Here is a 12,822-nt window from a genome sequence, read left to right on the forward strand (position 1 = left end):
CCGGATGGCGGATCGTCAGGCCACGGTCGAGGTCCCGTCGCGCCCGGTCCCGTCCGCGGGCGCGGCCGACCCGGCGGCCGGGGGCGCCTACGGGATGGACGCGGTGGCGGTGCTCACCGGCTACGTCCTGCTGGCGATGTTCATCCCGTCCAACCTGGTGCTGCCGGGCATGGGTGGGGTCGGCACCCCGGCGAACGTCGTCGCCCTGCTCGCGCTGCTCTGGTACCTCGCCGCCTGGCTGACCGACCGGATCGTCCCGGCCAGGGGCACCCACGCCCCGCGTATAGCCTTGGTGGTGTTCGGCGCGGCGGTGCTGCTGGCGTACATCGCCTGTGCCGGCCGGCCCGCCGTGACCAAGGAGCTGCAGGGCGCCGACCGGGGGCTGATCGCCGTACTGGCCTGGACGGGCCTGGTGGTGGTGTCCTCCGCCGGGATCACCGACCGGGCCAGGCTGGAGGTACTGCTGCGGCGGATGGTGGTGTGCGCGAGCATCGTGGCGCTGCTCGGCTGGTACGACTTCCTCACCGACACCAACATCGCCGCCTCGCTGCACATCCCCGGCCTGCAGTCGAGCGCCCCCGGGCTGGAGACGATGAGCCGGGGCGGCTTCACCCGGCCGCGCGGGACGACCGCCCAGCCGCTGGAGTTCAGCGGAATGCTTTCGATCATGCTGCCGTTCGCCGTGCAGCAGGCCTTCGATCCGGCCCGCCACCACCGCGGGGTGCTGCGCCGCTGGCTGCCGGTGTTCCTGATCGCCGGCGCGCTGCCGCTGTCGGTCTCCCGTACCGGCATCATCGGCGTCGGCGTCGCCCTGCTGGCCATGCTCCCGGCCTGGCGGCCGCGGCGGCGCACGGCCGTCCTGGGCACGCTCGGTGTGGGCGTGCTCGGTCTCGGGGTGGCGATACCCGGCCTGCTGTCCACCCTGACCGGCCTGTTCAGCTCCTTCTTCAGCAACACCGACGACAGCACCCAGGCCCGCACCGGCGACTACGCCAAGATCTGGGACTACATGCAGACCTCGCCGTGGATCGGCCACGGCATGGGCACCTTCATCCCGGAGCTGTACTTCTTCACCGACAACATGTACCTGCTGACCGCCGCCGAGATGGGCGTCTTCGGCCTCCTCGCCCTCCTGCTGCTCTTCCTCACCGGACTGCACTGCGGCGGCGCCGCCCGGCGCCTGGCCGAGGACGACGCCACCCGCGAGCTCGCCCAGTGCTTCGTCGCGGCCTCCGCCGTGGCGCTGGTCATCAGCGCCACCTTCGACTCGCTGGGGTTCCCCATGTTCGCGGGCATGTTCTTCCTGCTGCTGGGCATGGGCGGCAGCCTGCTCGGCAGCCTCCGCTCGGCGGCCGGAGCGGCCAGGTGAGCCTCGGCGCCAAGGTCCGGGCCGGTGCCCGGATCAGTCTGCTGAACACGGTGGTCATCCGGATCGGCAACTTCGCGGCCGGTGTGGTGCTGGCCCGCACCCTGCTCGGTCCGCGCGAGTGGGGTCTGTACGCCACCGGCATGGTCGCGCTCGGGGTGCTGCTCTCGGCCAACGAGATGGGCGTCAGTCTGGCGATCGTCCGCTGGGACCGGGACATGGGTGAGTTCGCCCCGACCGTCCTCACCCTCTCGGTGCTCTCCAGTACCGTGCTGTACGGGATGCTGTTCGTCGCGGCCCCGGCCACCGCGCGGGCGCTCGGCTCACCGGACGCGACAACCATGCTGCGGGTGCTCTGCTTCTCCGTGGTGATCGACGGCCTCGCCTGCGTGCCCAACCAGGTGATCGCCCGTGAGTTCCGGCAGGGCGCCCGGATGGTCCTCGACCTGCTCAACTTCCTGGTCACCACCGGCACCACGCTCGCCCTGGCCTACTCCGGCACCGGTGCGCTGAGCTTCGCCTGGGGTGCGCTCGCCGGCAATCTGTGCGCCCTGGCCGGCTGCGCCGTCGTGGTGCCCGGGGTGCTGCGCCCGGGCTGGAAGGCCGCCGAGGCCCGCGCGCTGATCTCCTTCGGTCTGCCGCTGGCCGGGGCCAGCCTGCTGGTGCTCGCCATGCTCAACGTGGACTCGGTGGTGACCGGCGCCCTGCTCGGCCCGGTCGCCCTGGGCTTCTACCAACTGGCCTTCAACGTCTCCAGCTGGCCGGTCCGCAGCATCTCCGAGGCTGCCCGCCGGATCTCCTTCGCAGGCTTCTCCCGGGTCGCCGACTCCCGGGAGGCTCTGGCGGACGCCTTCGGCCGCGGGCTCGCCGTCCTGATGGTGGCCGCCGTACCGCCGTGCGTCCTGCTCGCGGTCCTCGCCGAACCGGTCGTGGCAACCATCTACGGCGAACGCTGGGCCCCCGCCGCCGGTGCGCTGCGGTGGCTGGCGCTGCTCGGACTGCTGCGGATCGCCTACGAGTTGGCGTACGACTGCCTGGCCGCGGCCGGCCGGCGCAGCTCGCTGATCGCGGTCCAGGGCTGGTGGCTGGCGGCGCTGGTCCCGGCGCTGCTGCTCGGCGCCCACCGCTGGGGCATCGGCGGCGTCGGCGCCGGCCATCTGGTGGTGGCGGCACTGCTGGTGGCCCCGGCCTTCTGGTGGGCGATGCGCCGGGCCGGGGTGGGTGGCGCGGTGGTGCTGCGGGCCTGTGCCCGGCCGTTCGGCGGCGGACTGCTTATGGCGGCCGTCTCGCTTCCCGTCTACCACTGGTGCGGCGAGACCCGTTGGGGGATGTTCGCGGCGGGCACGGCGGCGCTGGCGGCGTACGTACCGGTGGTGCTGCCGATGCGCCGGCAGCTGCGCGGCGGCGGGTCGAAGGCTCCGGTGCCGCACGAGGAACGGGTTCTGGCGGCGGAGGGTGAACGGTAGTGGCAGTGCTCGTACGGCAGGCGAAGCAGGTGCTGCGCGGCACCTTCGGCTTTCTGCGCCTGATGGAGACCCGGAACAAGGCAGTGCTGGCCTGGACGGCCGTCGGGCTGCGCCGACAGGAGGACGCCGAGGTCCGCCGGCTCGCGGCCGAGCTCGGCCGGCGCCCGTCGGCGCTGGTGGCGACGGTGATCCCGACCTACCGGCGCCCCGAGGGGCTGCGGCGCGCGGTGGCCAGCGCGCTGGCGCAGACCCTGCGGGAGCAGGTGGTGATCGTGGTGGACGACGGCGCCGGGCTTCCCGAACTCCCGGATGATCCACGGCTGTTCGCGGTCAGCCTGGCCCGGAACACGGCGGTGGCCGGCGTGGTGCGCAATGTCGGGATCCGGCTCACCTCGTCCCGGTACGTCGCCTTCCTGGACGACGACAACGAGTGGGAGCCCGACCATCTGGAGCGCGCCGTCCAGGCGCTCAGCGCTCCCGGTGGTCCGGACGCCGTCTACACGGCGCTGCGGCGGCTGCACCCGGACGGCAGCGAGATGGACGTCCTGTCCGTTCCCTTCGACCGGCGGCACGCGGCCGAGGAGGGCTTCCTGGACACCAACGCGGTGGTGGCCCGGCGTACCCGCGCGCTGCGGTTCAGTCGGCTGCGGCGGCCGCCGGAGGTGATCCCGCGCGAGGACTGGGAGTTGGTGTTCCGCTACAGCCGGACCCACCGGGTCGAACACCTGCCCGTACCAACCGTGCGCTATCTGGTCAACCCGGACAGCTACTGGTCCAGCTGGTCCGAGCGCTGAGTTCGACCGGCGAACTGACGCTCCCGCCCGCCCGTCGCCGGCCGCCCTCACGCGGCCGGCGACCTCCGCGTTCAGGCCGGCTTCGGCTCGCACACCATGAAGACGAAGTCGTGCCCGAGCGAGGGCAGTACGGCGTCCTCGGCGGCGAAGCAGCGCTCGATCAGCCTCGCCTCCTCCTCGCCGCCGTCGCGGAAGTTCTGCGCGATACCGGAGAAGGCGACATGCAACACCGTTCCGCCGTAAGGGCGTTCCTCCAGCACCCGGTAGCGGTTGCGGATCGCGGGCAGCAGCCGGGCCGCGTCCACGGCCTCCGAGGGATCGTCCAGCCGCATCGACAGCAGACTCGGCCGCACCGCACGGCGCTTGATCCTCCCGTCCGCCAGTCTGCGCCGCTCGGGCGGGAGCCCCGCCAGCAACCGGTCGACCGCGCGCAGCTGGCCACTGGTCCACTGGAACTTGGTCGGCCCGACGAACTCGTCCACGATCAGGAGTCCGCCGGGGTTCAGCAACCCGGCGATCCGGTCCATGGTCCGGTCCAGCCGGTCGAAGTGGTGCAGCGACTGCAGACCGAGCACGATGTCGTACTTCTCGCCCGCCTGCAGCAGTTCGCGGACGTCGGCGGTCCGGAAGCCCAGTACGTCGTCCAGGCCGAGCTCCTTGGCCCGGCCGGTGGCGTAGGCGATCCGGTCCGGGGAGATGTCGATGCCGGTGATGTGCTCGAAGGCGCCGAGGCGGGCCCAGATCACCTCGTTGCCGCCGGTGCCGCAGCCCAGCGACAGGGCGCGCAGGCCGCTGCGGCCGGCCAGCCACCGGTCGGCGACGTACTCGGGGAACCCGATCTCGGGATCGCCGCTGGCGAAGGTGTTCCACCGCCGGACCACGGCCGGTATCGCCCACCACTCCTGCAGCGACGGATCCACGGCGGACCAGTGGGCGACCACCCGCTCCGTACCACGGATCCGCACCTTGGACACCAGTCGGTCGAGCTGCCCCCGCCGCAGCTTCCGCCCGACACGGTAGACGTCATGGCGGTTCACCAGGTTGTTGAACACGGACTCCCTTTCCCCTCGCAGAAGTTTCACCGTTCCCAGGCGTGCCGAGCATCGCTTGGCGGTCCTGCTAGATCCCCCGCAACCGCCAGGACTTCCACCACAGCCACTCCCGCCCCTTGGCCACCACGGCCGTGAGCACCAGCGGCTGCAGGTACGGCATCGCCCGCGCCCCGATCCGCCGCCGCAGCCGCAGGCCCCGGTACTCGGGCAGCGTGCGGTAGGCCGGCCAGCACTCGGCGGCGAAGGCCACGAGTTCGGCCTCGGGGACGACGTCCGTGCGGCCCCGGTCGTAGGCGCGGACGGCCCGCCGCAGCGCGAGCCGGGCGAGCTTCCGGTTGACGGTGTCGGCGAGAGGGCACGCCCGGGGGATCCGGTCGCCGCACTTGGCGATCACCGAGTCGTAGGCGGTCTTGTTCTGCCGCAGGTCGTCCATCTGCCCGCCGAACTCGGTGGCGGACATGTTCTCGCCGTGCCGCCGGTAGTACGCCTGGTCGACGCCCCTGAGGTAGCCGACGTCGGCGCGCGCGGCGAGCCGCATCCACATCTCCACGTCCCCGGCATGCGGCAACTCGGGGTCGTAGCCGCCGACTTCCCGCTGCAGCGAGGTGCGGACCACCACCTCGGGCGAGGTGATGCAGCCGTGCGCCTCCTTGAAGCGGCGCTCCAGCCACCACCCGCCCGGGTAGACGGTGGTGCCGCGCAGCCGGGTTCGGGCGGGCGGCAGCGGCTTGCCGTGCTGGAAGTGGATGGGGTGGCCGTAGACGAAGCCGACGCGGGGACTGGCGTCCAGCAGGGCGGCGGCGCGGGTGAGTGCGCCGGGGGTGAGCCGGTCGTCGGCGGAGAGCAGCACGGTGTAGTCGCCGTCGGCCCACTCCAACAGGCCCTCGTTGTAGGTGGCGATGTGGCCCTTGTTGGTCTCGTGCACCCGGACCTCGATCCGGGAGTCGGTGGCGGCCAGCTTCCGGGCGACCTCGGCGGAGTCGTCCGGCGAGGCGTCGTCGATGATCAGTACCCGGACGTCCACGCCGGGTTGTTCGTCCAGCACGCTGCTCACGCAGTCGGCGAGATAGTGCCCGTACCTGTAGCACGGGATGACCACGCTCACGGTGCTCAACTTGGCTCTCGTCCTCTCGGATCGGGTGGGGAAAGAGGTCCGGTCCCGCCGCGCGGCGGGACCGGGCCGGAGCAGGGGAGGTGTCACCCCGTGCGGCGGGCCGCCGGGGTGGCCGACCCACTCGGTGGGGCGAGCGGCGCCGGTTCCCGGCCCGGGACGGCCGTCTGCGGCCCCTTGGCCTTGCCCAGCAGGCCGTTCAGCACTCCGCCGAGGACGTCCGTCAGCGGCTTCAGCGGAGCGGCGAGGTTCAGCACGGCGGGCTGTGCCGCGGCGGCCGGCCGGACGTTGGTGAAGACCGGGTCGACCCAGTAGTTGGTGGAGTTGAAGGTGCTGGTCGGGAAGCCGCCGGCGCCGTACTTGTAGACGCCGTTGGCGCTGCCCGCGCCGTCGGCGACGGCCCGCAGCGGGTACGCCGAGTAGCCCGCGGCGAGGTAGCCGTTGCTGGCGGAGTAGTGCCCGTTCGGCGCGTGGTAGGAGACGACGTAGCTGGTGCCCGCGGTGATCGCCACCGGGGTGGTGAAGTTGAGCTGCTGCCAGCCGCTGGCGCTCTCGCCCGTGAAGGTGCCACTCGCCAGCTGGGTGCCGGTGTTGCTCCACAGCGTGGCGGTGTGGGTGCCGGTGTTGGCGACCGACTTGTAGAACCGCACGCCGGTGATCCAGCCGTCCAGGGTGGAGGTGAACCGGGTGCCCAGCTCGACCGCGCCGGCGTCGCCCGAGTCGATGCTGGCCGGTGCGGCGGTGGAGTCCCACAGCGAGCAGGGGCAGTTGACCGCGGGCGGGGTGGCGCTGGTGGTGAAGGTCCAGCTCCTGGAGCCGCCCATCGGGTTGCCCCACGGGTCGGCGGCCTGGACGGTGGCGGTGTAGGCGGTGTTCAGCGCCAGCTGCCCGTTGGGGCGCAGCGTGGCGGTGGCGGTCGCCGAGTCGTAGCTCGTGCTCGCGGTGACCGGGGTGCCGCCGGGGCCGGTCAGGGTGAACTTGAGGGTGCCGGTGTCGATGGTGTGGTTGAAGGTGGCGGTCGGGGTCGCGGTGATGGCGACGCCTGTGCTGCCGGTGGCGGGTGTGGTCCCGGTGACGGCGGGCGGGGTGATGGTGTCCACCGAGGTGTCGAGGACGGCGTCCACCCAGTAGTTGGAGCTGTGGTAGCTGGAGTTCGGGAACCCGCCGCCGGTGTTGTAGCGGTAGAGGGCGTTGTCTCCGTCGGCTCCGGCCATCAGGGCCTTGATCGGGTCGATTCCGGCGCCCTGGCTGGTGAAGTAGCCGTCGTCGTAGGAGTAGTGGCCGTTGGGGGCGTAGTAGGAGGCGATGTAGGTGGTGTTGGCCTTGACCGGGACGGGCGTGGCGAAGGTCAGCTGCTGCCAGCCGCTGGCGCTCTCGCCGGTGAAGGTGCCGGTCGCCAGGCGGGTGCCGTCGGTGCTCCACAGGCTGCCGGTGTGGGTGCCGGTGTTCAGCGCGGACTTGTAGAAGCGGATGCCGGTGACGGCGCCGTTGACGGTGGTGCGGAACTTGGTACCGAGCTCGATCGCCCCGGCGTCACCGGAGTCGGTGTGGGCCGGCACGGCGGAACTGGGCCAGATGGTGCAGGGGCACTGCTGCGGGCCGACGGTCAGGTTGACGGTTGCGACCGGCCCGGTGTTGACGGAGTCGTTGACGCCGCGGACTTGGATCGAGGCCGCGCCCTGGGTGAGCGGGGTCCAGGTGTAGCTCCAGTTGGCCAGGCCGGTGGCACCCTTCCAGGTGGTGCCGCCGTCGACCGAGACCTCGACCCGGGCGACCTGGCCTCCGCCGAGGTCGGCGGCGGTGCCGCTGACGGTGACGGGCTTGAGCACGGGGACGGTGACGCCGGCGGCCGGGGTGTTCACCGTGACGGTGGGGCCGGTGAGTTCGGTGGAGGCACTGGCCCTGACCAGGCCGGACTGCAGGGTGGTCGGCTGGACGCCCATGTCGGCCAGCAGGTTGACGGTCGCCTGCTGCATCCTGGGATCCTCGTTGGTGGCGTTGCCCACGTGCAGGGTGTCCAGGCCCCAGGACCACTGGACCGTGCCGGACCCGAAGACCAGTGCCTTGGAGACCGGGTCGCGGTAGATGGTCGGGCTGTGGGTGGCGACGCCGTTGCCGTAGGTGTTGCCGTTGTCCAGCAGGTAGGTGCCGTCGGTGATGCTGACGGTGGTGGAGGAGAGGTCGACGGCGCCCGGCGGCCGGAAGCCGTTGTCCTCGTCCACGTCCCACTCGTAGCCGAGGGTGCCGGTCGGGAAGGTGGCGACCTGTCCGGGCTGCAGGTCGGCGATCGAGGTGTTGCGCCAGATCCGCAGCTTGCCGTAGGCGGCGGGGACGGTCATCGCGTCGTTGCGGTAGCCGTTGACCCGGAACAGCTGGCCGGTCACCGCGTTCTGCGGTTTGCCGCCGCCGCGTCCGGCGCCGACCGGGTCCATCCAGGTGCCGGTCCACTGGCCGCTGGGGTCGGGCACGCCGTCCACTCCGGGGATCTGGAGCTTGGTCTCCTTGTAGCTGACCATGGTCCGGTACGGGGTGGCCGTGCCGTCGATGGAGTTCTCGAACCGGGTGCGCCAGAACATCTCGTTGGCGGAGAAGAAGGCCAGGTTGACGCCGGCGGCCCGGGCGGCGGTCACGTTGTCGCGCTGGGCCTGGTTCCAGTACTCGTCATGGCCGTTGGACATGAAGACCTTGTGGTTCTGCAGCAGCAGCCCCTTGGTGGTGACGTCGATGCCGGAGAGGTAGCTGACGTCGTACCCGTTGCGCTCCAGCCAGCCGATCATCGCGTACTCGGAGCCGTAGACGCCGTTGTCGGCGCCGATGTCCAGGGGGCGGTTGTAACTCACCTTGTAGGCGCGGCCGTCGGGCGCCGGGCCGGAGCCGAGGTAGAGGTTCTGACCGCCCCAGGTGTTGTACGCCTGCCAGGTCTCGTCGCTGGTCTGCACCACGAGGTCGCTGTGGCTCCCCTCGTCCCGGACCACGAACGGGTAGGGCATCAGCCCGGTGCCGTCCGCCTGCGAGATGTTGGCGATGTACAGGCCGGAGACCGCGTCGCCGGGGACCGTCCAGCTGGCGGTGACGCTCCAGTTGCCGCAGTCGACCAGCCCGGTGGAGCTGTCGGAGAGGCAGTTGGGCTGGCTCTTGGCCGGGAAGGTCGCGGTGGGCGAGGTCGGCATCCGCCGGGCCCGGTTGCCCTGGTACCAGCCCAGCCGGTAGATGTCGATGGTGTACGGGGTGGGCGAGTTCACCTTGAACTGGAGGGTGTCGCCGGCCTTGACGCTCTCGTGGGTGGTGAAGCCCTGGATGGCGCCCCAGGCGTTCGGGGAGTACCAGTCCGACATCGGGTCACCGGGCTTGGTGTTCTCGCAGGCGACCTTGTTGGTGACGGGCGGGGCACACGGGTCGCCCGCCGCGTGCGCCGCCGGCGCCGCCGCGAGGCCGGTGGCCGCGAGCAGCAGCACGGCGGCCAGCAGGGCTCGCAGGAACCCCGCCGTGCCGTGTCCGCCGCGCCGGATGGCCGGACGGGGTGGGGATATGTTCATCGTGCTGCCGTTCTTCATTGCCGTTGCTCCCCTGATGTGCCTATGAACTCCCGGGCACCGGCGGGGGATTCGCCCCTTCGGGTGCCCCAGCCGCCGCGCGCAGGAACCGGGCCGGACTGCCGGCCCAGACCTGGTGCGGAGGCACGTCGTGCAGTACCACCGACCCCATGCCGACCAGTGACCACCGGCCGACCGTGGTGTACTCGCGGACCATCGCGCCCGCGCCGAGGTAGCAGCCGCGCTCCAGCCGCACCCCGCCGCCGAGGCGGACCCCGGTGGCCAGCGTGACCAGGTCGGCGACCTCGGTGTCATGGGTGAGTACCGTCTGCGGCATCACGGCGACGTGCGCGCCCACCGTCGCCCGGGCGGTGATCACCACGTTCGCCAGCAGCACGCTGCCCGGCCCGAGTTCGGCGGCGTGGGCGATCTGTGCGCTCGGGTGCACCAGGGTGGCGTACCGGTCCTCGGGCAGCTTCAGCCGCTCCAGCAGATCCGAACGGCTGTTGTACACCCGGGGGTTGACCGTGCACAGCACCACCTGCGCGTCGGGCAGGTCGTGCACCGCCTCGGCCGGGCCGAGCACCGGGACACCGTCCACCTCGCTGCCGTGCAGTGCCTCGTTGTCGTCCAGGAAGCCGCGCAGCCGCCAGCTGTCGCCGGCCGCCCGGGCCGCCTCGGCGGCCTCCCGGCCGAAGCCCCCGGCGCCGACGATCACCAGGTCCCGCCTCAGCACGCGGCCTCCCCCGCTCGGGCCGCTACTCGCCCGCTCGCCTCCGGGCGCTCCCCGCGGCGGAGCCGCTGATCGGCGGGGTCGACGCCGACGCTCGCCCCCAGCCTTGGCGGCTGGGAGGTGCCCCCAGCTCCTACGCCCGGTCCGCTCACTTGCCGTTCGTCGCTCTCGGCGTCGGCGCGCCCTTCAGCCGAGGCGAGCGGCACCAGCGCGCCGTCGCGCTCCAGGCTCAGCTCGGCCGCCTCCAGGATCTCCAGCACCCGCAGCCCCGACCGGCCGTCGGTGAGCGGGGCGCGACCCTGTCGGATGGCGGCGGCGAACTCCTCCACCACCCCGCGCAGCGCCTCCTTCTCACCGAGCGCGGGCGCGACCATGTCGCCGGAGCGGTAGTTGACCTGCCGCTCCCGGCGCTCCCCGTCGCCGAGCTGCTCGGGGGTGGCGAGGTCGACGCCCCGGTCGAACAGGGCGATCCGCTGCTGCGGGTTGAGGTCGTCCCAGATCACGGTGCGCTTGGAGCCGCCGACCATGGTGGTGCGCACCTTGGTCGGGGAGAGCCAGTTGACGTGCACGTGGGCGATCGCCCCGGAGGCCAGCTGCAGCGTCAGGTACGCCACGCAGGCCCGGCCGACGCCGAGCGGGTCGGCGCCCTGCGCGGCCACCGCGACCGGTCGGTCGGCCTCGGGCAGTACCGCGTCCAGGATCGACAGGTCGTGCGGGGCGAGGTCCCAGAGCACGTCCACGTCCTTCTGGACCAGGCCGAGGTTGATCCGGACCGAGTCCACGTACTGGATGTCGCCGAGCTCCCCGGAGCCGACCAGCTCACGGATCCGGCCGACCGCCGGTGTGTAGCAGTAGGTGTGGTCGCACATCAGCACCAGGCCGCGCCGCTCGGCCTCGGCGACCAGCAGCCGGCCCTCCTCGCCGGTGGCCGCGAGCGGCTTCTCCACCAGCACGTGCTTGCCCGCGCGCAGCGCGGCCAGCGCCACCTCCAGGTGGGTGCCGGCCGGGGTGGCGACGGCGACGGCCGCCACCCCGGGGTCGGCGAGAACCTCGGCGTAGTCGTCGGTGGCGGCCACCGTCGAGTACTCGCCCAGCACCCGCCGCGCCCGGAGAAGGTCCAGGTCGCAGAGCCAGCGCAGCCGGAACTCCGGTGAGGCCTGGAAGTTGCGCACCAGGTTCGGGCCCCAGTAGCCGGCCCCGACCACGGCCAGGCCCAGCGGAGGGGCTTGCGTCCGGGCGGTCGGCGCAGTGGCTGTCACGTGACGGTTCCTTTCGAAGTGATCTGACGCGTCGTCAATCATTCCCGCCCATCCGGCAGGTGTGTCAGTAGGCGCCCTTGCCGCGGGCCACGGCGCCCGTGGTGCGCAGCAGGATCCGCGCGTCCAGCGCGTGGGACCAGTTGTCGACGTAGCTGAGGTCGAGCCGGACGGCTTCCTTCCAGGGCAGGTCGGAACGTCCGCTGACCTGCCAGAGCCCGGTCAGTCCCGGCTTGACCAGCAGCCGGCGGCGGGTGACCTCGTCGTAGTCGAGGGTCTCCTCGGGCAGTGGGGGCCTGGGCCCGACCAGGGACATGTGCCCGGCCAACACGTTGATCAGCTGCGGGAGTTCGTCCAGCGAGTAGCGGCGCAGGAACCGGCCGACGCCGGTGGTCCTCGGGTCCCCTGGCAGCTTGAACAGCGGACCGTCGCTGTTGACGTTGAGCTCCGCGAGCTCGTCCCTGAGCTCCTCGGCGTTCTGCACCATGGTGCGGAACTTGAGCATGGTGAACTGCTCGCCGCCCAGGCCCGCCCGGCGCTGCTGGAACAGCGCGGGCCCGGGGCTGGTGCTGCGCACGGCGGCCGCGACCACCAGCAGCAGCGGGGTGAGCAGTAACAGTCCGACGGCGGCGATCAGCCGGTCGAGGATCTCCTTCGGCAGCCGGGCCAGGGCCGAGCCGACGGGGGCCCGCAGGTGCAGCAGCGGCAGGCCGCCGATGCTGCGGACGCTGAGCCGGGCTGCGGCGACATCGGCCAACTGCGGGCTGATCAGCAGCTGGACGCCCTCAGCGGCCAGGTCCCAGCCGAGCCGGCGCAGCGCCATCTGGTCCAGGGCCGCGTCCGGCAGCACGATGACCATCTCGCAGCCGGTGCGGCGGACCACCGAGACCACGTTCTCCCGGCCGCCCAGTACGGGCAGTTGCGGGTCGGGCCGCCGGTCCGGCGCGGGTGCCGCGGTGAGGCAGGCGCCGACCAGCCGCAGGCCGTGCGGCGACTGCCTCGCCAGAGACCCGGCCAGCTCGGCCACCCCGCCGGGGTGGCCGAGCACCAGCACCCGGCGCAGGTTGCGTCCGGCCGACCAGGCGGCCGCCAGCCGCCACTGCAGGACCCGGCGCAGCGCCAGGGTCAGGGCGGCCGCGCCGGCCAGCGCGAGCACCGCGTCGTAGACCAGTTCGTCGCGGCCGAGGGCGAGTCCGGAGCCCAGGACGGCGATGGCGCCGAGCACCAGGGCGGCCCTGGTTATTCGGCGGTACTCCTCCAGCCCCCCGGTCAACTGCCGCTGCCCGTAGGCACGGACGGCCAGCAGCGCGAGCGGCCACAGCAGCGGCAGCAGCAGGACGACCTCCCGCCGCGCACCGCAGAACTGGGCGGCCACGGCGGTGGCGGCCGCGGCCCCCAGGTCGAGGGCGACGAGCTTCACAAGATGGTCGTACTCCCACCGCCGTTGCGGCTCCCGGGGTGTGATGACATCACGAATACTCTCCGAACGTGCGGCCGACTCGACGGCCATA

Annotated in this window: 9 protein-coding genes; 3 read left to right on the top strand and 6 right to left on the bottom strand. The window is 72.3% G+C overall.

From position 1 onward, the window contains the following. Positions 1 to 4 precede the first annotated feature (4 nt). Genes ABD369_RS07975 through ABD369_RS07985 form a run of 3 tightly spaced genes read left to right on the top strand, consistent with a single transcriptional unit; the run spans position 5 to position 3,626 of the window. Positions 5 to 1,369 carry an O-antigen ligase family protein gene (locus tag ABD369_RS07975; RefSeq protein WP_344635534.1) on the top strand — a complete coding sequence of 455 codons (1,365 nt, stop codon included), beginning with the start codon at positions 5 to 7 and terminating at the stop codon, positions 1,367 to 1,369. Next, positions 1,366 to 2,832: an oligosaccharide flippase family protein gene (locus ABD369_RS07980; protein ID WP_344635535.1), complete on the top strand. Its 1,467-nt coding sequence runs from the start codon at positions 1,366 to 1,368 to the stop codon at positions 2,830 to 2,832. Before ABD369_RS07975 ends, ABD369_RS07980 begins: the two co-directional genes overlap by 4 nt. Next, positions 2,832 to 3,626 (top strand): glycosyltransferase family 2 protein, encoded by a 795-nt coding sequence (locus tag ABD369_RS07985; protein ID WP_344635536.1) that lies wholly within the window; start codon positions 2,832 to 2,834, stop codon positions 3,624 to 3,626. Before ABD369_RS07980 ends, ABD369_RS07985 begins: the two co-directional genes overlap by 1 nt. 71 nt (positions 3,627 to 3,697) lie before the next feature. Here ABD369_RS07985 and ABD369_RS07990 read toward each other — a convergent pair whose 3' ends face one another. From ABD369_RS07990 to ABD369_RS08015, 6 genes are all read right to left on the bottom strand, one after another. After that, positions 3,698 to 4,678, bottom strand: coding sequence for a class I SAM-dependent methyltransferase (locus ABD369_RS07990; RefSeq protein ID WP_344635537.1), 981 nt, complete (start codon positions 4,676 to 4,678; stop codon positions 3,698 to 3,700). Positions 4,679 to 4,745: 67 nt separating this feature from the next. Continuing rightward, entirely contained in the window at positions 4,746 to 5,783 is a 1,038-nt protein-coding gene (locus ABD369_RS07995; RefSeq protein WP_344635717.1) for a glycosyltransferase family 2 protein, read from the bottom strand. A gap of 92 nt (positions 5,784 to 5,875) precedes the next feature. Then, entirely contained in the window at positions 5,876 to 9,343 is a 3,468-nt protein-coding gene (locus ABD369_RS08000) for a DUF4082 domain-containing protein (protein WP_344635538.1), read from the bottom strand. Between the two features lie 22 nt (positions 9,344 to 9,365). Continuing rightward, the gene (locus tag ABD369_RS08005; protein WP_344635539.1) at positions 9,366 to 10,058 is read right to left on the bottom strand and encodes an acetyltransferase; all 693 of its coding nucleotides are present in this window, start codon (positions 10,056 to 10,058) and stop codon (positions 9,366 to 9,368) included. Then, positions 10,052 to 11,314, bottom strand: a complete 1,263-nt coding sequence (locus tag ABD369_RS08010; RefSeq protein ID WP_344635540.1) for a Gfo/Idh/MocA family protein — start codon at positions 11,312 to 11,314, stop codon at positions 10,052 to 10,054. Before ABD369_RS08010 ends, ABD369_RS08005 begins: the two co-directional genes overlap by 7 nt. A gap of 64 nt (positions 11,315 to 11,378) precedes the next feature. Beyond that, positions 11,379 to 12,731, bottom strand: a complete 1,353-nt coding sequence (locus ABD369_RS08015) for a sugar transferase (RefSeq protein ID WP_344635541.1) — start codon at positions 12,729 to 12,731, stop codon at positions 11,379 to 11,381. Positions 12,732 to 12,822 lie beyond the last annotated feature (91 nt).

Origin of the sequence: Kitasatospora cystarginea (genome assembly GCF_039533515.1) — a bacterium.
Taxonomy (GTDB): domain Bacteria; phylum Actinomycetota; class Actinomycetes; order Streptomycetales; family Streptomycetaceae; genus Kitasatospora; species Kitasatospora cystarginea.